This window comes from Amycolatopsis thermophila, assembly GCF_030814215.1.
Taxonomy (GTDB): Bacteria; Actinomycetota; Actinomycetes; order Mycobacteriales; family Pseudonocardiaceae; genus Amycolatopsis_E; species Amycolatopsis_E thermophila.
Map to the genome: position 1 here is coordinate 2,972,288 of NZ_JAUSUT010000001.1, position 20,218 is coordinate 2,992,505.

The 20,218-nt window shown below is 71.9% G+C and carries 21 protein-coding genes; 12 read left to right on the top strand and 9 right to left on the bottom strand.

Going from position 1 to position 20,218, the window contains the following annotated elements:
* The first annotated feature begins 9 nt into the window (after positions 1-9).
* Positions 10-597: a hypothetical protein gene (locus FB470_RS14800; protein ID WP_306992031.1), complete on the top strand. Its 588-nt coding sequence runs from the start codon at positions 10-12 to the stop codon at positions 595-597.
* 645 nt (positions 598-1,242) lie between these two features.
* Here FB470_RS14800 and sepH read toward each other — a convergent pair.
* On the bottom strand, positions 1,243-2,043 hold the full coding sequence (gene sepH / locus FB470_RS14805; protein WP_306992033.1) for a septation protein SepH: 801 nt from the start codon (positions 2,041-2,043) through the stop codon (positions 1,243-1,245).
* A 172-nt stretch (positions 2,044-2,215) separates the two neighbouring features.
* On the opposite strand from sepH, the gene FB470_RS14810 reads away from it, so the two are divergent.
* On the top strand, positions 2,216-3,370 hold the full coding sequence (locus FB470_RS14810; protein ID WP_306992035.1) for a glycosyltransferase 87 family protein: 1,155 nt from the start codon (positions 2,216-2,218) through the stop codon (positions 3,368-3,370).
* On the opposite strand, the gene serC is transcribed toward FB470_RS14810, so the two are convergent.
* The 3 genes from serC to FB470_RS14825 form a co-directional block, all read right to left on the bottom strand.
* A complete protein-coding gene (serC, locus tag FB470_RS14815; RefSeq protein WP_306992037.1) occupies positions 3,278-4,402 on the bottom strand; it encodes a phosphoserine transaminase in 1,125 nt (374 codons plus the stop codon). The two genes, FB470_RS14810 and serC, sit on opposite strands and share 93 nt — an antisense overlap.
* 53 nt (positions 4,403-4,455) lie before the next feature.
* Complete coding sequence (locus FB470_RS14820) at positions 4,456-5,808, bottom strand: serine hydrolase domain-containing protein (protein ID WP_306992039.1); 1,353 nt, start codon at positions 5,806-5,808, stop codon at positions 4,456-4,458.
* 130 nt (positions 5,809-5,938) lie between these two features.
* Positions 5,939-7,081 (bottom strand): citrate synthase 2, encoded by a 1,143-nt coding sequence (locus tag FB470_RS14825; RefSeq protein ID WP_306992040.1) that lies wholly within the window; start codon positions 7,079-7,081, stop codon positions 5,939-5,941.
* 361 nt (positions 7,082-7,442) lie between these two features.
* Here FB470_RS14825 and pdxH point away from each other — a divergent pair, with 361 nt between their 5' ends.
* Both pdxH and FB470_RS14835 read left to right on the top strand, forming a co-directional pair.
* On the top strand, positions 7,443-8,114 hold the full coding sequence (gene pdxH, locus FB470_RS14830) for a pyridoxamine 5'-phosphate oxidase (RefSeq protein ID WP_306992042.1): 672 nt from the start codon (positions 7,443-7,445) through the stop codon (positions 8,112-8,114).
* A 94-nt stretch (positions 8,115-8,208) separates the two neighbouring features.
* A complete protein-coding gene (locus tag FB470_RS14835; RefSeq protein ID WP_306992043.1) occupies positions 8,209-9,495 on the top strand; it encodes an MFS transporter in 1,287 nt (428 codons plus the stop codon).
* A 5-nt stretch (positions 9,496-9,500) separates the two neighbouring features.
* Here FB470_RS14835 and FB470_RS14840 read toward each other — a convergent pair whose 3' ends face one another.
* On the bottom strand, positions 9,501-9,983 hold the full coding sequence (locus FB470_RS14840) for a hypothetical protein (protein ID WP_306992045.1): 483 nt from the start codon (positions 9,981-9,983) through the stop codon (positions 9,501-9,503).
* Between the two features lie 255 nt (positions 9,984-10,238).
* Between FB470_RS14840 and FB470_RS14845 the strand changes: the two genes are divergently transcribed.
* Entirely contained in the window at positions 10,239-11,597 is a 1,359-nt protein-coding gene (locus FB470_RS14845; protein WP_306992046.1) for an APC family permease, read from the top strand.
* A 4-nt stretch (positions 11,598-11,601) separates the two neighbouring features.
* Here FB470_RS14845 and FB470_RS14850 read toward each other — a convergent pair whose 3' ends face one another.
* Positions 11,602-12,054: a MarR family winged helix-turn-helix transcriptional regulator gene (locus tag FB470_RS14850; protein WP_306992048.1), complete on the bottom strand. Its 453-nt coding sequence runs from the start codon at positions 12,052-12,054 to the stop codon at positions 11,602-11,604.
* 83 nt (positions 12,055-12,137) lie between these two features.
* Here FB470_RS14850 and FB470_RS14855 point away from each other — a divergent pair, with 83 nt between their 5' ends.
* Together FB470_RS14855 and FB470_RS14860 are read left to right on the top strand one after the other, a co-directional pair.
* Positions 12,138-12,584 (top strand): SgcJ/EcaC family oxidoreductase, encoded by a 447-nt coding sequence (locus FB470_RS14855; protein WP_306992050.1) that lies wholly within the window; start codon positions 12,138-12,140, stop codon positions 12,582-12,584.
* Positions 12,581-13,300 carry an SDR family NAD(P)-dependent oxidoreductase gene (locus FB470_RS14860; RefSeq protein WP_306992052.1) on the top strand — a complete coding sequence of 240 codons (720 nt, stop codon included), beginning with the start codon at positions 12,581-12,583 and terminating at the stop codon, positions 13,298-13,300. Before FB470_RS14855 ends, FB470_RS14860 begins: the two co-directional genes overlap by 4 nt.
* Before the next feature lie 11 nt (positions 13,301-13,311).
* Here FB470_RS14860 and FB470_RS14865 read toward each other — a convergent pair whose 3' ends face one another.
* Entirely contained in the window at positions 13,312-14,133 is an 822-nt protein-coding gene (locus FB470_RS14865; protein WP_306992053.1) for an MBL fold metallo-hydrolase, read from the bottom strand.
* Complete coding sequence (locus tag FB470_RS14870) at positions 14,130-14,705, bottom strand: TetR/AcrR family transcriptional regulator (protein ID WP_306992055.1); 576 nt, start codon at positions 14,703-14,705, stop codon at positions 14,130-14,132. The genes FB470_RS14865 and FB470_RS14870 overlap by 4 nt, the downstream gene beginning before the upstream one ends.
* 66 nt (positions 14,706-14,771) lie before the next feature.
* On the opposite strand from FB470_RS14870, the gene FB470_RS14875 reads away from it, so the two are divergent.
* Genes FB470_RS14875 through FB470_RS14885 form a run of 3 tightly spaced genes read left to right on the top strand, consistent with a single transcriptional unit; the run spans position 14,772 to position 17,360 of the window.
* A complete protein-coding gene (locus tag FB470_RS14875; protein WP_306992057.1) occupies positions 14,772-15,680 on the top strand; it encodes an aldose 1-epimerase family protein in 909 nt (302 codons plus the stop codon).
* Entirely contained in the window at positions 15,673-16,137 is a 465-nt protein-coding gene (locus tag FB470_RS14880; protein WP_306992059.1) for a GNAT family N-acetyltransferase, read from the top strand. Before FB470_RS14875 ends, FB470_RS14880 begins: the two co-directional genes overlap by 8 nt.
* A gap of 11 nt (positions 16,138-16,148) precedes the next feature.
* On the top strand, positions 16,149-17,360 hold the full coding sequence (locus FB470_RS14885; RefSeq protein WP_306992060.1) for an amidohydrolase: 1,212 nt from the start codon (positions 16,149-16,151) through the stop codon (positions 17,358-17,360).
* A gap of 77 nt (positions 17,361-17,437) precedes the next feature.
* Here FB470_RS14885 and FB470_RS14890 read toward each other — a convergent pair whose 3' ends face one another.
* Positions 17,438-18,574: an acyl-CoA dehydrogenase family protein gene (locus FB470_RS14890; RefSeq protein WP_306992062.1), complete on the bottom strand. Its 1,137-nt coding sequence runs from the start codon at positions 18,572-18,574 to the stop codon at positions 17,438-17,440.
* 72 nt (positions 18,575-18,646) lie between these two features.
* Here FB470_RS14890 and FB470_RS14895 point away from each other — a divergent pair, with 72 nt between their 5' ends.
* Together FB470_RS14895 and FB470_RS14900 are read left to right on the top strand one after the other, a co-directional pair.
* A complete protein-coding gene (locus FB470_RS14895; protein WP_306992064.1) occupies positions 18,647-19,252 on the top strand; it encodes a TetR/AcrR family transcriptional regulator in 606 nt (201 codons plus the stop codon).
* On the top strand, positions 19,249-20,169 hold the full coding sequence (locus FB470_RS14900) for a carbohydrate kinase family protein (protein WP_306992066.1): 921 nt from the start codon (positions 19,249-19,251) through the stop codon (positions 20,167-20,169). Before FB470_RS14895 ends, FB470_RS14900 begins: the two co-directional genes overlap by 4 nt.
* Positions 20,170-20,218 lie beyond the last annotated feature (49 nt).

A 20,218-nucleotide genomic window follows, 5' to 3' on the forward strand; every position in this document is an offset into this window, starting at 1 on the left:
CGTGCCGTCATGTGGGGTCGGGCTGCGGTGCAGGGAGCGGTCGCCGGATTGGCGGGCGCGGCGGTGATGACGGTCGTGGAGAAGACCGAGCAGCGCTGGACGGGCCGGCCGGACTCGCACGTGCCGGCCCGGACGCTGGAGCGGCTGACCGGCCTGCCGGATCGACGGCGCCGCTCGGTGAACCTCGCGATGCACTTCGGGCAGGGTGCGCTGCTCGGCACGCTCCGCGGCGTGATGGCGACGGCCGGCCTGCGGGGCCCGTGGGCGTCGGCGATGTTCTGGGTGGTGCGGTTGACCAACGACCAGACCCTGGAGAACGCGACCGGCGTCGGGGCGCCGCCGTGGACCTGGCCGCGGGGTGAGCTGGTGATCGACCTCGCGCACAAGGGCGTCTACGCGGCGGGGACGGGGCTGGTGGCGGACTGGCTCGCCGGCCGGCAGGGGGCCGGGCCGGGGCAGCGGCACGCTTCGCTGGTACCGGGGCGGAGGTCCGATGTGGGGCCGGTGCCGCGGCGGTTCGGGCGGCGGGCGGGGAAGCGTCGAAAGACGTCCTCGTCGCACGGGCAGGCCCCGGGATGGCAACCCGGCTCCGATTGAGGGCACGGCGCTGACGCACCGCTCCCGCGCGACCGGTACTTCCCGCGCGATCAGAGGCAGCTGCCGCCCGCGCCGCGCCCCGCTCCTGGCGCTCGGCGCGCCGCTACTGGTGCCGCGGACGTTGCTCCTGGTGCCGCCGCTGCTACCGGCGCTCCGCGCGGGTGCTACCGGCGCCGCCGCTGCCACCAAAGCCGCGGGCGTTGCTCCTGGTGCCGCGCGCTGCTACCCGCGCGGCGGCCGGCTGCTACCCGCCCCGCGCCGCTACCCGCCGCAGCAGCGCGGCGCCGCTACCGGCGCCGCGCGCGCTGCTACTGGCGGTCCGGCGCTCTGCGCGCCGCTATTGGCGTTCCGTGCGCGCGGCTACCGGCGCCGCCGCTGCTACCAATGCCGCGGGCGTTGCTCCTGGTGCCGCGGGCGCTGCTACCCGCGCCGCGCTGCTACCCGCCGCGCGCCGCCGCTGCTACGCGCGCTACTACCCGCGCGGCGGGCGGCTGCTACCTGCGCGGCGTGCCGCTACCCGCCCGAGCCGCAACCCGCCGCTGCTACCTCCGCCGCGCGCTGCTACCTCCGCCGCGCGCCGCCACCCGCCCCGCGCCGCTACCCGCCGCTGCTGCCCGCGCCGCCGCTGCTGCCCGCGCCGCGCCGCTACCCGCGTTGGCTGCGGACGCCCAGCAGCACGTCTTCCCACGCCGGGACGGCCGGGTGGTTTTTCTTCGTCTTCGGTTTGGGTTTCGCGGCCGCGGGGTCGGGGTGGGCGTCGATGTCCAGCGTCGGCTGCGCGTCCTCCGCGGCGGGCTCCGCCGCCGGCTCCGGGGTGACCACCGCCGGCTCGGCTTCGGCTCCCACGGCCCGCAGGGTCCGGGGCGTGCGCTGCGGGTCCAGCAGGTCCTCGGCGTGCTCGTCCAGCGCCGTGACCGTTCCACCGTGCGCGCCGGCCGAGAACTGCCAGTGCGCGGCGTTGTCGGAGCGGCCCGCGGTCCACCGCAGCGCCACGATCCACCGTCCGTCGTCGCCGCGCCAGGCGTCCCACTCCGCCTGCGAGTAGTCCTGCCCCCGCACGCCGAACGCGAACGCCACCACCTCGCCCAGCGTCCGGACGTCCGGGCCGTCCTCGCGGACCGGGTGCGCCGACTGGGCCAGCTCCGCGGTCCGCGACCGCTCGAGCAGCACCGGGTAGGCGAACCGCTCGACCCGCTCCACCGTGGCCCCCGCCGCGTCCGCGACCTGCTGCACCGACTCGCCGGCCCGGATGCGGGCCTGGATCTCGCGTGGTCGCATCTGGCTCTCCGTCTCGATTTCGATCTGCCCGAGCCGGGGGACGTCGCCCCGCACGGCCGCGCGCAGCTTCTCATCGGCGGGCAGGAGGAAACGCTCGCGCCGCGCCGGGTCTTCGCACACGATGGACTTACCGTCCTCGTGCAGCCCGACCACCCTCAGCGTCCGCATCCGCTGCCTCCTCCTGGCTTCACCTCTTAGGGTGCTCACGGTAGGTCGGCGCGTCCGCTTGACGGGGCAGGCGCGCCGACACTTTTCGCCACTTGCTGTTGATCTTGCAAGAATTTCGCCCGTTCGGCCACCCGGAAAGCCCGGCTGTGACCGTCTCCGCCAGGATTGCGCGGTGGGGCGGAGGGTTCTGGCCACGGGAGTGGCGATCGAAGTGGTGCTGGTCGGGATTCTGCTGGCCTGGAAACGGTTGGACGGCCTGGATCTGGACGTCTACCGGCTCGGTGCGCAGGCGTTCTTCGACCGCGGTGACCCGTACGGGGTATTGCCACCCACCCGAGACGGAACGCTGCTGCCGTTCACCTATCCGCCGTTCGCCGCGTTCGTTTTCGCGCCGTTGCTGGTGATACCGCCCGATGTCGCACTCGTCGGGATCACCGTCGTGTCGGTGCTCGCGCTCGGCGCGGTTCTCGCGTTGTGCTTCGCGCGCTACGACCGGCGGTTGCACGTGTTCGGCGGCCTCGCGCTGGTGGTGCAGGCGGTCGCGTTGTTCAGCGAACCGGTGCGGGCCACGCTCGGCTTCGGTCAGGTCAACCTGCTGCTGATGCTGCTCGTCGCGGTCGACGCGCTGGGCCCGGTCCGCCGTCGCGGCGTCCTGATCGGGCTCGCCGCCGCGGTCAAGCTGACGCCCGCCGCGTTCGTGCTGTTCTTCCTGCTGCGCAAGGACTTCCGCGCCGCCGCGCGGGCCGTGGCCACCTTCGCCGGTTGCGCGCTCCTCGCGTGGGCGCTGGCCCCGCGGGCCTCCGTGACCTACTGGACGAAGCTCGTGTTCCAGGGCGAACGCGTCGGCGACCCCGGTTACATCGGCAACCAGTCGCTGCACGGTCTCCTCGCCCGGCTCGGCGCGCCCACCTGGGCGTGGTTGATCGCCGTGGCCGTCACCCTCGTCCTCACGGTGCTGGTGATGCGCCGCGCGGACGCGGTGGTGGCGCTGCTGGCCTGCGCACTCGGCGCCCTGCTCGTCTCACCGGTGTCGTGGACCCACCACTGGGTGTGGGCGGCGCCGGTGATCGGGGTGCTGGCGTGGCGAGGGCGGCGGTTCCGGCCGCTCGTGCTCGGAACCGCCGCCCTCGCGACAGTCGTGTTCGTGATCAGCCCGCTGTGGGACCACCGCGGCGTCTGGCCGCTCGCCGAGAGCTACGTCCTCGCCGGCGTGCTGCTGCTCCTCGCGCTGGGACTAGTCGCCCATCCGCTCGACGACCCACTCGATGCAGCTGGTCAGCGCCGTGACGTCGCCCGGCTCGATCGCGGGGAACATGCCGACGCGTAGCTGGTTGCGGCCCAGCTTCCGGTACGGCTCGACGTCGACGATGCCGTTCGCGCGCAGCACCTTCGCCACCTTCGCGGCGTCGATCTCGTCGACGAAGTCGATCGTGCCGACGACCTGCGAGCGCAGCGCCGGGTCCTTGACGAACGGCACCGTGTAGCTGGTCTCCTCGGCCCACTCGTACAGCCGCGTCGAGGAGTCCTTGGTGCGCGCGACCGTCCAGTCGAGGCCGCCGTTGGCCAGCATCCACTCGATCTGGTCGGCCAGCAGGAACAGCGTCGCCACCGCCGGGGTGTTGTACGTCTGGTCCTTGCGCGAGTTGTCCAGCGCCGTGGTCAGCGACAGGAACTCGGGGATCCACCGGCCGCTCGCGCCGATCTTCTCGACCCGCTCGATCGCCGTCGGCGACATCAGCGCCAGCCACAGGCCACCGTCGGAGGCGAAGCACTTCTGCGGCGCGAAGTAGTAGACGTCGAAGTCCTCGGCCTTGACCGGCAGGCCGCCGGCGCCCGACGTGGCGTCGATCGCGACGAGCGCGCCCTCGCTGCCCTCGGGACGGCGCACCGGCACCGCGACACCCGTCGAGGTCTCGTTGTGCGCCCAGCCGACCAGGTCCGCGCCCTGCTCGTAGGCGATCTCCGGGGCGCTGCCCGGCTCGGCCTTGACGACGATCGAGTCGCCGAGGAAGGGAGCGTCCGAGGTCACCTTGGCGAACTTCGACGAGAACTCGCCGTAGGTGAAGTGCTGCGCGCGCTGGTCGACCAGGCCGAACGCCGCCGCGTCCCAGAACGCGGTGGTGCCGCCGTTGCCGAGCACGACCTCGTAGCCCTCGGGCAGGCCGAAGAGCTGGGACAGACCGGAGCGCACCCGTCCGACCAGGGACTTCACCGGCTTCTGCCGGTGGGAGGTGCCCATGAACGCCGCACCCTCGGACGCGAGGTTCGCCAGCTGCTCCGCCCGGACCTTGGACGGTCCGCAGCCGAAGCGCCCGTCGGAGGGCTTCAGTTCTGCCGGAATGGTCAGCTCATCGGTCATGGACCCAGTCTCGCAGGTCGCGTGTCCGCCGTGTAACGGCGGTGGCGCTCCCACTATGCGGTACGCCAGCCCTCCGGATCGACGCCGCCGGGCACGGGCGCGGCCGGGTCGTAGGGGGTGCGCGTGAAGATGAACGTGGCCAGGTCGAGGTGCCGGGGGGCGCCGTCGGGGTCGCGGCCGACGCGCAGGGTCTCGCCCGCGTAGTAGCCGTCCAGGCCCAGCCACTCGTCCTCGCCGGCCGGGCGGAAGCGGGACGCGCGGCCCGTGCCGTTGACCGGTGCGAGGCTCAGCATGCCGTCCGGGATCAGCCGCAGGTGGTAGGGCGTCGGGCCCCAGTGCCACAGGCCGGTCAGGGGCAGCAGGCTTCGGTCGACGTCGGCGGGCCGCCACTCGTCGGGCAGGTTCGGCTCGTGTTCGTCGGCGATGGAGATCAGGTCGACCGCCAGACCCAGGATCGCCGGGCCGGAGGTGGTGTTGGCGAAGGTCAGCGCACCGGTGCCGGTGCCCTCGTCGACGAGCGTGCAAGCGAGGAACCCGGGCATCGACCCGGTGTGCCCGGCCAGCCGCCGGCCCTGGTGGCGCACGAGTTGCAGGCCGAGGCCGTAGCCGGCGGTCCACGCGTCGGCGTCGTCGACCGTGGCGACCGCGCGCATCTCCGCGACCGTGTCCGCGCTGAGGACGTCGCCGGTGTCGCCGCCGATGAACGCCGTCCAGCGGGCCAGGTCGCGGACGGTGGACCACAGCTGGCCGGCGGGCGCCATCGCGCCGGCGTCCGGGCTGGGTTCGGGCAGCAGCAGGTCGGCGAACGGGTGCACGGCCCAGCCGCGCGCGTGCCGGCCCTGCGGGTGCGCGGTCGTGCGGGTCATGCCGAGCGGGTCGAGGATCTCGCGGGTCAGCGCGGTGAGCCAGTCCGTGCCGCGGTGGCGGGCGACGAGCTCACCGAGCACGCCGTAGCCGACGTTGGAGTAGTGGAAGCGGCTGCCCGGACGGTTCTTCAGGGCGTCCTGGGCGAGGCTCGCTTCCAGGGAGGCCCAGTCGCCGCCCTCGCTGCGCTCCCACCACGAGCCGGGCGACTCCGAGGTCAGGCCGCCGGTGTGCGACAGCAGCTGCCCGACGGTCGAGGACCCGAAGCTGGTGCCCGGGACGTGCTTGTCCAGCGGGTCGTTGAGGTCGAGCCGGCCTTCGTCGCGCAGGCGCATGACGAGCGCGGCGACGAGCGACTTGGTGATCGACCCGAGCCGGTACTGGGTGTCGTCGTCGGGCGCGGCGCCGTCCACGGTGCCGCGCGCACCCCACCAGGCCACCTCGCCGTCGCGGACGACCGCCGCCACCATCGACGGCGCTCGGCCGCCCGCCTGGGCGAGCGACAGGCGGCGGAGCAGGGCGAACTCGGTGCTGGGCAGCATGGAGTCATTCTGCCGCGCGCGGTGCGAGCAGCTCCGCGGGGATCGACGAGAGCGCGACACCGGCCCGCTGTGCGCTTCGCTTCGACAAAGGCCCCGGAACCACGTCGGTTCCGGGGCCTCGACGAACCACCTACAGCGGCTTGACCGCCCGCCAGCCCTCGACCTCCTCCGGGGACCGCGGGCCCGGCCCGACGTAGCTCGCGGAGGGGCGGACCAGCCGGCCGGTCTGCTTCTGCTCCAGGATGTGCGCCGCCCAGCCCGCGGTGCGCGCCGAGGTGAACATGGCCGGCATCATGCTCGTCGGGACCTGCGCGAAGTCCAGGATGACCGCCGCCCAGAACTCGACGTTCGTTTCGATCGCGCGGTCCGGGCGGCGCTCCCGCAGCTCCGCCAGCGCGGCCTGCTCCAGCGCCTCGGCCACCTCGTACCGCTCCGCGCCCAGCTCGCGGCACGTCCGGCGCAGCACGCGCGCCCGCGGGTCCTCGGCCCGGTACACGCGGTGCCCGAAGCCCATCAGGCGCTCCTTGCGGTCCAGGATCCCCTTGACGACCTTGCGCGCGTCGCCCTCCTTCTCGACCGCCTCGATCATCGGCAGCACCCGCGCCGGTGCGCCGCCGTGCAGCGGGCCGGACATCGCGCCGATCGCGCCGGACAAGGAAGCCGCGACGTCCGCACCGGTCGAGGCGATGACCCGCGCCGTGAACGTCGAGGCGTTCAGGCCGTGCTCCGCCGCGGACACCCAGTACGCGTCGACCGCCTTGACGTGCGCCGGGTCCGGTTCGCCGCGCCAGCGGACCATGAACCGCTCGGTGATCGTCTGCGCCTCGTCGACCCGGGACTGCGGCACTGCGGGCAACGCGGTCCCGCGTGCGGACTGAGCCACGTAGGACAGGGCCATCACCGACGCGCGCGCCAGGTTGTCCCGGGCCTCCTCGTCGCTGATGTCCAGCAGCGGCCGGAAACCCCAGATCGGCGCGACCATCGCGAGCGCGGCCTGCGCGTCGACCCGGACGTCGCCGGTGTGCACGGGGATCGGGAACGGCTCGGCGGGCGCCAGCCCGTTGCCGAACCTGCCGTCGACCAGCAGGCCCCACACGTCGCCGAAGCTGACCTTGCCGGCCAGGTCCTCGATGTCCACGCCCCGGTAGCGCAGCGCGCCGCCGTTGCGGTCCGGCTCGGCGATCTGGGTGCGGAAGGCGACGACGCCTTCGAGACCGGGTTTGAACCCGTCGTCCGGTTCTGTGTTGTTCGCAACGGGCGCTGAGGTAGTCACTGGGAGAAACCTTTCGCTGCGCAATTCCCCGACAGGAGTCTGTTACGCGCGTGGCGCGCTCGGGGCGCCCCGTCGCACGGTGCCCACACCATGCCCCTCGGACCGGCCGGTAGCAATCGAAGAAAGCGGTGGTTTCGGTCACGATTACGAGAACGATTCAGTCGTGGGGGCCGTTCGGGCGGAAAATCTGTGTTTCCGGCGGGCTGCGACCCCTGCCCCGCGCCGGACGCGGTGATCACTCCGGACCCGCCGGCCCGGGCGCTGAGCCGTGGCAGGTGTCACCGTTCGCTGGCTTTCGGAGCGGCCGCACAGGCCTTAACGTGGGCTGTTACGGGTGAGTAAGCGGGTCGGAGGTTGGCACATGCCAGAGGTCGAGAACATCGACGACGTTGCGGTACGCCTTCCCGGCATGCGGGTGGCCTATGACGGTGAGGCGCTGGACGAGGCCGATCTGGCCGCCAGCTGGACCGAGCAGTTGCAGGACTGGCTGAACCACGCCATCGCGGCTGGGGTCGCCGAGCCCAACGCCATGGTCCTGGCCACCGCCGACGCCGAGGGCCGCCCGTCCTCCCGCACCGTGCTCTGCAAGGGCCTCGACGAGCGCGGCGTCGTGTTCTACACGAACTACACCTCGAAGAAGAGCCACGACCTGACCGTCACCCGGTACGCGTCGGCGACCTTCCCCTGGTACGCGCTGCAGCGGCAGGTGACCGTGCGCGGCGAGGTCGAGAAGGTCGACGTGCGCGAGACGGCCGAGTACTGGAAGCAGCGGCCCCGCGGCTCGCAGCTCGGCGCGTGGGCCTCGCCGCAGTCGAAGGTCGTCTCCGGGCGACGCGACCTGGACGTCGCCCTGTCGTCGATCGAGCGCCGCTTCGGCGATGTCGAGGAGGTGCCGCTGCCGCCGCACTGGGGCGGGTGGCGCATCCGGCCCGAGATCGTCGAGTTCTGGCAGGGCCAGCAGAACCGGTTGCACGACCGGCTGCGGTACGTGCGCGGAAATGACGGCTGGCGCATCGAGCGCGTCGCTCCTTAGCCGTTCTGCGGACGTTCCCGCTGCGCGGGTTTCTGCGCCCGGGCGAGCTAAATCACCGCGACCTGGTTAGTTAGCACGGCTAAACTGGCCGGTTGTGAGTGTCGAGGCCGGGTCGCAACGGGGTAAGAAGCGCAAACTCCTGAGGTCCGTCGTCGTCGACGTGCGGCCGCTGCGGACGCCCGCATTCCGCCGCCTGTTCACCGGCACCGCGATCACCGCGATCGGCAGCCAGCTCACCACCGTCGCCGTGCCGAAGCAGGTCTTCGACCTCACCGGGTCGTCCGCGTACGTCGGACTGACGGGCATCGTCGCGCTGGTGCCGCTGCTCGTGTTCGGCCTGTGGGGCGGAGCGATCGCCGACACCGTCGACCGGCGCAAGCTGCTGATCGTCGGCAACGCGGGCATCGCCGTCGTCTCGGCCCTGTTGTGGGCGCAGGCGTTCTTCGACGTCGGCTCGGTGTGGCTGGTGTTCGTGCTGCTCGCGTTCAACCAGGCCTGCTTCGCGGTGAACATGCCGACCCGCAGCGCCATCGTGGCCCGGCTGATCGAGCCGGAACTGCTGCCGGCGGCCGCCGCGCTGTCGGGCACCGTGAACACGTTCGGCATGGTGTTCGGCCCGATGGCGGCGGGCGCCCTGATGCCGGTGCTCGGGCTGCCGACGCTGTACCTGATCGACACGATCGCCCTGGTCATCGCTCTGTACGCGGTCTGGCGGCTGCCTTCGCTGCCGCCGCTGTCGGGCACCGTCCGGGCCGCCGGGCTGCGCGACGTCCTCGACGGCTTCCGCTACATGGGCACCCAGAAGGTGCTGCTCGCGTCGTTCGTGGTGGACATCATCGCGATGGTCGCCGGCATGCCGCGGGCCCTGTTCCCGGAGATGGCGGAGCGGACCTTCGGCGACCCGCCCGGCGGTGGCCTCGCCCTGGGCTGGCTGTACGCCGCGATCCCGATCGGCTCGGTGGTCATCGGCCTGTTCTCCGGCTGGCTCGGCCGGGTGCGCAGGCAGGGTGTCGCGGTGACGATCGCGATCTGCGCGTGGGGTGCGGCGGTGATCGGCTTCGGGCTGTCCAACTCGTTGTGGCTGGCGGTCGTGTTCCTGTGCCTGGCCGGCGCGGCGGACATGGTCAGCGCGATCTACCGGCAGGCGATCCTGGTGATGGCCGCGACCGACGAGATGCGCGGCCGGATGCAGGGCGCGTTCACGGTGGTCGTCGCGGGCGGGCCGCGGCTGGCCGACCTGACGCACGGCTGGACCGCGGCCGCGGTCGGCACGGCCGCCGCCGCGAGCGGTGGCGGCGTGCTGGTGATCGTGTTCATCGCGATCGCCGTCGCACTGCTGCCCGCGTTCTGGCGCTACCGGGCCGCGGCCGTCGCCGAGTAGCGCGGTCACGCGGACTGGAACGCCTCGGTGCCGGCTTGGGCGCGGTGCGGTTCGAGCAGTGCGCGCTGACCTGCGGCGCGCTCGATCAGGGCGTCGAAGTTCACGTCGGGCAGCCGCTCGGCGAGGCCGGCCTGGTCGCGCAACGTCGTCCACAGCTGCTTCTTGCCGTCGATCCCCATGGTCAGCACTTCCAGTTCGAGGAAGCGGCTCAGCGGTGAGTACGACAGCAGCCGCCCGTTCGGTTTGATCCGGGCGATCCGCTCGGCGCCGAACGCCGCCGCCGTCTTGAGCGGGTTCTGGCGAACGCCGAGGCGGTCCATGATGGACCGGAAGGTGCCGACGTCCTCGGCGATCTCCGTCGCCACGTGGTCCAGTGCCTCGCCGGCCGCGGTTCCGCGGTTGTTGCCCGCGGCGCGCCGGGCCAGCTCCCGCCACCCGACGCCGAGTGCGAGCTGGTCGTTGAGGTAGATCGCCAGGTACCCGTCCACGCCTCCGGTTACCCCGAGCGCGCCGCACCACACGGGGACCGGTGCCGGAGGGCGTCGGGATCGCCCTCCGGCGCCGGCCGCGGCGCGGCGCGGGTGCGCTCGGCCATTCGGCGGTGGCTGCTCCGCGTCCCGCCCGCGAGCAGCCGGTGTGGAGCCGCGGTCGGCACCGGTGTTACCCGCTCGCGTTGATCCAAACGGCGGGCATTCCCCCGAAAGCGTGGCCGGGCAAATCGGATTGCGGCACACTTCCCGGACATGGCTGAGGCGAGCACTTCTTCCACGGAGCCGGCGCTCAAGCGGGTCATGGGCCCGAAGCTGCTGCTGTTCTTCGTGGTCGGGGACATCATCGGCACCGGTGTGTACGCGTTGACCGGGCAGGTCGCGGGCCGCGTCGGCGGCGCGTTGTGGCTGCCGTTCCTGCTGGCGTTCGTGGTCGCGTTCATGACCGCGTTCAGCTACCTGGAACTGGTCGGCAAGTACCCGAAGGCGGCGGGCGCGGCCCTCTACACCAACCGGGCGTTCCGCCTGCCGTTCCTGACGTTCCTGGTCGCCTTCGCCGTCATGTGCTCGGGCATCACGTCGGCCTCCTCGGCCGCGATCGCGTTCGCCGACACCTACCTGAAGGAGTTCGTGGATCTACCCGGATGGCTGATCGCGCCGCTGTTCATCGTCGGCCTGGCGGCGGTCAACTTCCGCGGCGTGAGCGAGTCGGTCAAGGCGAACGTGGTGCTCACCTGCATCGAGCTGTCCGGTCTGCTGATCATCATCGGCGTCGGCGTGTGGGCGGTGCTCAACGGGGCCGGGGACGCCGGACGCCTGGTCGAGATCGACACGGCCGACCAGACCGCCCTCGTGGCGATCACGTCCGCGACCTCGCTGGCGTTCTTCGCGATGGTCGGGTTCGAGGACTCGGTCAACATGGCCGAGGAGTGCCACGACCCGGTGCGGATCTTCCCGAAGGCGATGCTGTGGGGCATGGTCGTGGCCGCCACGATCTACGTGCTGGTGTCGCTGACCTCGTCCCTGCTGGTGCCGGCGGGCGAGCTGTCCGCGGCGAAGAGCGACGCGCTGCTCAAGGTGCTCGACGTGGGCGCGCCCGGTTTCCCGCGCGAGGTGTTCTCCGCGATCGGCCTGTTCGCGGTCATCAACTCGGCGCTGATCAACATGCTGATGGCCAGCCGCCTGCTCTACGGCATGGCCAACGAGCGCATCATCCCCAAGGTGCTGGGCACCGTGCACCCGGCGCGACGCACGCCGTGGGTGTCGATCGCGTTCACCAGCGTCGTCGCGATCATCCTCGTCTCCACTGTGGACATCAGCGTGCTGGGCGGGACCACCGCGCTGTTGCTGCTGGTGGTGTTCGCGATCGTCAACACCGCGGTGCTGGTGCTGCGCCGGGAGAAGGTGGACCACCCGCACTTCCGGGCGCCCACCGTCATCCCCGTGCTGGCGGCGGTGTTCTGCCTGTACCTGGTGAGCCCGCTGTCCGGACGTCCCGCGCGGGACTACGGGATCGCCGCGATCCTGCTCGCGGTCGGCGTCGTGCTCTGGCTGGTCAACCGGCGGGTGATGCGCGCGTCGGAGAGGAAGGACCGCGCGCCGTCCGCGCCGTGACCCGTCACCCCTTCGTGCGCCGGATCTCCTCGGAGGCCGCACGGTAGGCCGGTGCGGCGCGGGCGAAGTAGTCGAACAGCACCTCCTGCTGCTCGGGGGTGTACCGCGCGATCACCTCGGCGATGTGGTGCCGGGCCGGGCCGACGATCGCCTCGATCCCGGCCAGCGCGTCCGGGACGGGCTCGACGATCACCTTGCGGCGGTCGGCCGGGTGCGCGGTGCGACGCACGTACCCGGCGCGTTCGAGGCGGTCGATCAGCCGGGTCGTCGCGCCGGTGGTCAGGCCGGTGCGCGTGGAGAGCTCGCCGGAGGTCAGTGACCCCTCGAGGTCGAGCAGGCTGATCGCGTACCACTCGGTCGCGTGCAGGCCGGCCGCTTCGGCGCCGGCCAGGCCGTGCAGTCCGACGGCGTCCAGGTAACGGCGGAACACCACGTGGCGTTCGTCAGAGCTTGCCAAGGGAACCATCCTCTGCCTATTATCTGCATGCACGCAGATACTGCATCACTGAAGATAAGTGTAGCGGACCTGGAGGGACGATCATGATCGACACCGACCGGACGGCAGCCGTCACCGCGGTTCTCGACTCGCTCGCCGAAGCGTGGTCGCGGGGTGACGCCGACGCGTACGCCGCGCATTTCACCGAGGACGCCACCTACATCACCTTCGTCGGCACCCGCTACCAGGGGCGGCAGGACATCGCCGGCAGCCACCGCGCCCTGTTCGCCAAGTTCCTCAAGGGCACCCGCCTCGCGCACGAGGTGATCGACGTCCGCTTCCTCGGCCCGGACGCGGCGGTCCTGACCAGCCGAGGCGACACCGTCAAGGGCGAGCGGCCGAAGAAGCTCACCAAGGTCCAGACCTACACCCTCGTGCGCGAGGACGGCCGCTGGCTCGTCGCCGCGTTCCACAACACCCAGCGCAAGGCTCTGATGGAAGGCATCTCGTTCCGCTTCGCCCCGGAGACGCGCCCGAAGGTGGAGCAGTGAGAGCACTGGTCACCGGAGCCGGCGCCGGGATCGGCCGCACGTTCGCGACCGCCCTGGCCCGGGCGGGTTACGCGGTGACAGCCGTGGCCCGCCGCGAAGACCGGCTCGCCGAACTGGTGGCCGAGCTGGGCCCGGGACACGACTTCCTGGCCGCGGACCTGGCCACGCCGGACGGTGTGCGCACCGCGGCCGATCGGCTCGCCCGCGGGCGCTACACGCTGCTGGTGAACAACGCCGGCGCGGCGGTGCACGGGGACTTCGCGGCGACGCCGCTGGAGGACTCCCTCGCTCAGCTGGACCTCAACTGCCGGGCAGTGGTGGCCCTGGCGCACGCCTTCCTCGGTGCCGCCGAGCCGGGCGCCGCACTGGTGAACGTCTCCTCGACGCTGGGCCACACCCCGAAGCCCGGGCTGAGCGTCTACAGCGCGACCAAGGCGTTCGTCACGTCGTTCTCGGAAACGCTGTGGTACGAACAGAAAACGCGCGGGATCCACGTGATGGCGTTGTGCCCCGGGGTCACGGCGACCGGTTCCCAGCAGGGGGACGACGTTCCGGACTGGCTGGTGCAGACTCCGGGCGAGGTGGTCCGGCAGGCCATGGTCGCGGTGGCCGGCCGCAAGGGCCCGGTCGTGGTGTCCGGCCGCGGCAACGCCGTGCTGACGGGCGTGGCCCGCCTGCTGCCCCGGAGCGCGGTGCTGTCACTGCTCGGCGGCTGAACGGACCCGCCTCACAAGGCGTGCTTCAGGAACCAAGGATCGTGCCCCGACAGGACCGTGACCTCGTCGCCGTGATCGCGCACCAGTTCCCGCAGTCGCTGGTGGTTACCGTGCCGGGCGCCCTTCACGGTCTCCACCCTGGACTCGAACCACGCCAGGCCCGGCGTGGCGTGCGGGCGGAACGGGTCGATCTGGCCGTGGTGGAAGAACGCGTCACCGGCGTGCAGCAACCACCCGTTCCCGGTGTCCACGGCGACCCCGGTGTGTCCGCGCGTGTGGCCGCCCAGCGGCACCAGCAGGATCTCCGGCGGCAGGCCCTTCAGCTGCCGCACCGCGCCGAAGCCGTACCAGGTCTCGCCGGTGTCCAGGTAGCTGCTCCACTGTGGACCGTGGGCGAAGTGCGCCTTCCGGTACCGCCACCGCTCACGCGCGTCGCCGGGCGACTCCAGCGCCCGCAGCTCCTCGGCGTGGACGTGCACCGTCGCGTGCGGGAAGTCGACCAGCCCGCCGGCGTGGTCGAGGTCGAGGTGGGTCAGGACGATGTGCCGGACGTCCTCGACCCGGTAGCCGAGCCGCCGCACCTGCTCCGCGGCGGTCTCGGCGACCGACGTCCGCACGCCGACCATCCGCACGAACCGGGCGCCGAGCCACTCCGCCGCCCGGTCGACCGCCGGGGAGCCCATCCCGGTCTCGATCAGGACCAGCTCGTGCCCGGTGTCGACGAGCAGGCAGTGGCAGACGAGTTCGGCGCGGTGCAGGTACCCGCCGCGGCCGTCGATCAGGCGCCCGCCCAGGGGGCGCATGGTGCCGCAGTTGAGGTGGTGGACCTTCATGGCAGCTCCCGTGCGAAGGTGGCGCGCAGGTGCTCGCCGACGGCGTGCAGCGGCGCGAGGTCGTGCTGGGTCCTGGCCAGGAGCAGGGCGCCCTCGATGGCGCTGAGCGCGATGGTGCCCAGCGTCGCCGCCGTGCCGGGTTCGATGCCCTGTCCGGTCAGGTATTCGGTGATGACCGCGTGCCAGGACGTGTACCCGTCCGTGCAGGCCTGGCGGATCGTCTCGCTGTCCCCGGCGTCGAGCGCGACCGTCGCGATCGGACAGCCGCACCGGTAGTCCGTGCCGGCGAGGTTCTTCCCCAGTGCCTCGACCACCTGGGTGATGGCGGTGCCGCAGTCCGGGGACGCCTCGAGCACCTCGCGCAACAGCGCGGCCATGTTCTCGCTGGAGTGGGTGATCGCTTCGGCGGCCAGTTGCTCCTTGCCGCCGGGGAAGTGGAAGTACAGCGAGCCCTTCGGCGCGCCCCCGGCGCCGACCAGCTGGTTGAGGCCGGTGGCGTGGTAGCCCTGCGCGCGGAACAGTTCCGCGGCCGAGGTGACCATGCGCCGGCGGGTGTCGGTTCTCCGGACCATGACGATCACCGTAGCGCAAACTATGACGACCGGTCTAGTTACTTTCCCGACCGCTAGATTCGGGGTATGGCCAACCCCACGGGACAGCAGTTCGAGATCACCCGCGGCAACGCGCGCGCCGTCGTCACCGAGGTCGGTGCGGGCCTGCGGGCGTTCGAGTTCAGCGGCGTGCCCTACTTGGAGACCTTCGCCGAGGACGCCCGCCCGCCCAAGGGCGCCGGGCAGATCCTGCTCCCGTGGCCCAACCGGACCAAGGCCGCGCAGTGGACCTACCGGGGCGAGACGCAGCACCTGGAGGTCACCGAGGAGGCCCGCGGCAACGCCATCCACGGCCTGACCCGGCACCGCGAGTGGACGCTCGTCGAGCACGCCGAATCGTCGATCACCTTCGAGATCGAGGTGCCGGAGCAGCCGGGCTGGCCGGTGCCGCTGCTGGCCCGCACCACCTACGACCTGGCGCCGCGCGAACTGACCGTCACGCACGAGATCCGCAACGAGGGCGAGTCGGCGATCGGCGTCGGGGTGGGCGCGCACCCGTACTTCCGCATCGGCGACGTCCCGACCGACGAGCTGACCCTGACCCTGCCGGCCACCCGCGTCCGCCCCTACGCCGGTGACCGGCAGCTGCCCTACGCCGACGAGCAGGACACCGCGGGCAGCGGGTACGACTTCCGCGCGGGCCGGGTCCTGGCCGAGGTCGACCTGGACACGGCGTTCGGCGGCCTGGTGCCGGGGGACGACGGCCGGTTCCACCACGTCCTGTCGGCGGGGGAGCGCAGCGTCGACGTGTGGGCCGGGCCGGACTTCAAGTGGGTTCAGGTCTTCACGCCCGCCGACCTCGTGGGCCGCGGACGGGCCGTGGCCATCGAACCGATGACGTGCCCGGCCGACGCCCTCAACTCGGGCACCGACCTGATCGACCTCGACCCGGGCGCGTCCTGGACCGGGAGCTGGGGGATCAGGGTCAATGCCTGATCCCGTCAGACTCGCCGACGCGGACGCGGGCGAGCTGCTCACCCTGCAGCGCGCCGCGTTCGTCACCGAGGCCCGGGCGCACCGCGACCTCGACATCCCGCCGCTGCGCGAGACGCTCGACGAACTGCGCGCCGTGCTCGCGGATCCGGACGTGCTCACCTGGGGTGTGCGGGATTCCGGGCGGCTGGTCGCGGCGGTCCGGATCCGGATCCGCGGCGAGGTCGCGGAGGTCGGGCGTCTGGCCGTCGCACCGGACCGGCAGGGGCACGGTCTCGGGTCGGCCCTGATGCGCGCGGTCGAGGAGCGGCTGCCGCCGCCGGTGCGGGTGCTGCGCCTGTTCACCGGTGAACTCAGCGCGGGCCCGCTGCGCCTGTACGCCCGGCTGGGTTACGTCGAAACCGGACGAACCCCCGAGGCGGACTACCACCTCGTGCACCTGGAGAAGCATTTCCGTTAGCGTGTCTAACCATGGTGAGCGCGATTGTTGGCGGATACGTGGTGCCGGTCGAGGGTGACCCGATCGACGGCGGCACGGTCCTGATCGAGAACGGCAAGATCACCGCGGTCGGCACGGCCGCCGAGGTCGACGTGCCGGAGGACGCGGAACTGGTCGACGCCTCGGGCGCGTGGGTGCTGCCCGGGTTCGTCGACGCCCACACCCACCTCGGGGTGCACGAGGAGGGTGAGGGCTGGGCGGGCAACGACACCAACGAGATGACCGACCCGAACGGCGCCCGCTTCCGCGCGATCGACGGCATCGACCCGTTCGAGATCGGCTTCGACGACGCCCTGTCCGGCGGGGTCACGAGCGTGGTGATCAAGCCGGGGTCCGGCAACCCGATCGGCGGGCAGACCGTCGCGGTGAAGACGTGGGGCCGCACGGCCCTCGACATGGTGTTCGACGAGGCGGTCAGCGTGAAGAGCGCGCTCGGCGAGAACCCGAAGCGCGTCTACGGCGACAAGAAGCAGACGCCGTCCACCCGGCTCGGCGTGGCGGCGATCATCCGCGAGGCGTTCACGAACGCCCGCAACTACGCCGCCCAGCGTGACCACGCCCGCGCCGAGGGCAAGCCGTTCGACGTGGACCTGACGCTGGAGACCCTGGCGAAGGTCCTGGACGGCGAGCTGTACTGGGACCAGCACACGCACCGCGCCGACGACATCGTCACCGCGATCCGGCTCGCCGAGGAGTTCGGCTACAAGCTGGTGGTCAACCACGGCACCGAGGGGCACCTGATCGCCGACGTGCTGGCCGAGAAGGACGTGCCGGTGATCCTCGGGCCGCTGTTCACCACGCGGTCGAAGGTCGAGCTGCGCAACCGGTCCCTGCGCTCGGCCGGCATCCTGGCGCGGGCCGGGGTGAAGATCGCGATCACGACCGACCACCCGGTGGTGCCGATCAACTTCCTCGTCTACCAGGCGGCGCTGGCGGTGAAGGACGGACTGGAGCCCGAGGCGGCGCTGCGGGCGCTGACGGTGAACCCGGCGGCGATGCTGTCGCTGGACGACCGGATCGGCTCGCTGAAGCCCGGCCTGGACGCCGACATCGTGCTGTGGTCCGGCGACCCGCTGGACGTGATGAACCGCGCCATGCGGGTCTTCGTGCGGGGCCGCGAGGTCTACCGGTTCGACGACAGCCGCGGCGAGGGCGTCGTGGCGCCCCGCCGCTACAGCGAGTAGGTCACGCCGCCGGCCGTGGTGCGTGTGATGCCGCGGCCGGCGGCCCCGACCGCGGCGCGCTGCCGCGGGACGGCCGTTCAGGCCTTCTTCAGGTGCCGCGCGATGACCATGCGCTGGATCTGGTTGGTGCCCTCGAAGATCTGTGGCACCTTCGCCTCGCGCATGTAGCGCTCCACCGGGAAGTCGCGCGTGTAGCCGGCCCCGCCGAGGACCTGGACGGCGTCGGTGGTCACCTTCATCGCCGCGTCGGTCGCGACGAGCTTCGCGACCGACGCGGCGCGGCCGAACGGCATCCCGCGGTCCCGGCGCCGCGCCGCGTCCAGGTACGTCGCGCGTGCCGAGTCGACCGCGGCGGCCATGTCGGCGAGCAGGAACTCCAAGCCCTGGAAGTCGATGATCGGCTTGCCGAACTGGGTGCGTCCCTTGGCGTAGGCGACCGCCTCGTCGAGCGCGGCCTGCGCCAGACCGACCGCGCAGGCGGCGATCCCGAGCCGCCCGGAGTCCAAAGAGGACAGCGCGATCCGCATGCCGGCGCCCGGTGCGCCGATGAGCCGGTCCGCGTCAACCCGCGCGTCAGAGAAGATCATCTGCGCGGTGGTCGACCCGGTGAGCCCCATCTTGCGTTCCGGCGGCGCCGCGGACAGCCCCGGCGTCCGCCCGTCCACCAGCAGGCACGAGATCTCGTCGTCGCCGGTGCGCACCATCGTCGTGTAGAAGTCGGCCTGCCCGCCGTGCGTGATCCACGCCTTCGTGCCGTTGACGACGTAGACGTCCCCGTCCAGCCGCGCCCGCGTGGACAGCGCCGCCGCGTCCGACCCGGCGTGCGACTCCGACAGCGCGTACGCGCCCAGTAGCTGCCCTTCGAGCATGTCCGGCAGCCAGCGGTCCCGCTGCTCGTCGGTGCCGTGGTGGGCCAGCGCGAAGCACGACATGGTGTGCACCGACAACCCGACGCCCACCGACATCCACGCGGCCGCGATCTCCTCCAGGACCTGCAGGTACACCTCGTACGGCACCTCGCCGCCGCCCCAGCGCTCCGAGTAGGGCAACCCGAGCAGCCCGGACTTGCCGAGCAGCCGGAACTGCTCCCGCGGGAACCGCTCGGCCTCCTCGTACTCGGCGGCGAGCGGCTTGAGCTCGTCGCGGGCCAGCTCGGTCGCCAGTGCGAGCAGGTCCGTGTATTCGCGGTCGGGCAGCAGGCGGTCGACCGGCATGGCAGCCTCCGAAGTGGTGTACTTGAAGCAGTACTCTGTAATCGTCTCCAGTACAGCACATACGGTGGGTCCATGACCAGTCGCGAGGCGCTGCGAACCCCGGGCGGCAAGGCGCTGACCGCCCGGCAGCGGGCTCTGCTCGCCGAACTGGAGGAGCTCTTCCTGGTCGAGGGCTTCGTGCACTTCACCCTCGACGACCTGGCGGCCAAGACGCACTGCTCGAAGTCGACCCTGTACGCGCTCGCGCCGAGCAAGGAGCAACTCGCCGTCCGCGTGGTCGCGCACTACTTCAAGGGTGCCGCCGACCTGCTGGACGAGCGGATCGCCGGCATCGAGGACGCGCGCGAGATCATCGGCGTCTACCTCGACGGCATCGCCGAGTACCTGAACCGGGCGTCCGCGGCGTTCATGCGGGACATCAACGACTTCGCCCCGGCGCGCGCCGCCTACGAGCTGAACAGCCGGGCCGCGGCGGCGAAGATCCGCTCGTTCATCGCCAAGGGCGTGGCGGACGGGGTGTTCCGCGACGTGCACGCGACGCTCATCGCGGAGATGGCCGGCGTGCTCATCGAGGGCATCCAGAGCGGGGTGGTCGGCGCGCGCACGGGTGTCAGCGACGCGGAGGCCTTCACTGCTCTCTCGGAACTGTTGCTCGGTGGCCTAGCATCACGCCCGTGATCGTGGTGGGTGGCGAGGCGCTGGTCGACATGGTGCCGGGTGCCGAGAAGACGAACGACGGCCTGACGTCCCTGGTGCCGCGCCTCGGGGGTGGCCCGTACAACGTGGCGCTCGCGGCCGGGCGGCTCGGGACGCCGACGGCGTTCCTGTCCCGGATCTCGACCGACCGCTTCGGGCAGGCCCTGCGCGATCGGCTGACGGCCTCGAATGTCGATATATCGATGGTCCAGGAGGGTCCGGAGCACACGACACTCGCCGTCGTGGCCCTCGCGCCGAACGGGTCGGCGAGCTACACCTTCTACACCGAGGGGTCGGCCGACCGGCTCGTCGCGGACCCGGGGCCGCTGCCCGGGGACGTCTCGGTCCTGTGCCTGGGCACCCTCGGCATGGTCCTGGAGCCGGGCGCGACGGCCTACGAGGCGATCCTGCGCCGCGAGTCCGCGCGCGGCGTGCTGACCGCGCTCGACCCGAACATCCGGGCCGACCTCATCGGCGACCCCGACGCCTACCGCCGCCGGTTCACCTCGTGGCTGCCGGACGTGCGCCTGCTGAAGCTGTCCGACGACGACGGCGAGTGGCTCGCCGGGCCGTCCGGCCTGGACGCGGCGGTCAAGTCGTGGCTCGACGCCGGGGTGGACGCGGTCGTGCTGACCCGCGGCGGGGACGGGCTGGCCGTCCACACCGGATCCGTGACCGTTTCGGTACCGTCCGCGCCCGCGAAGCTGGTGGACACGATCGGCGCCGGCGACACGGTGCAGGGCGCCCTGCTGTCGTGGCTGCACGACCGGAATGTGGGCACGCTCACCGCCCTGGGTGAGACCGACTGGCGTGCGGCCTTGACTTTCGCGGCGAAGGCTGCGTCCATCACCGTCTCGCGGAGCGGTGCCGAACCGCCCACGGCGGCCGAGATGGTGTGAACCTGATCCCAACGGTTTGCTCTAGGTAACACAATGGCTGCGCGAAGGC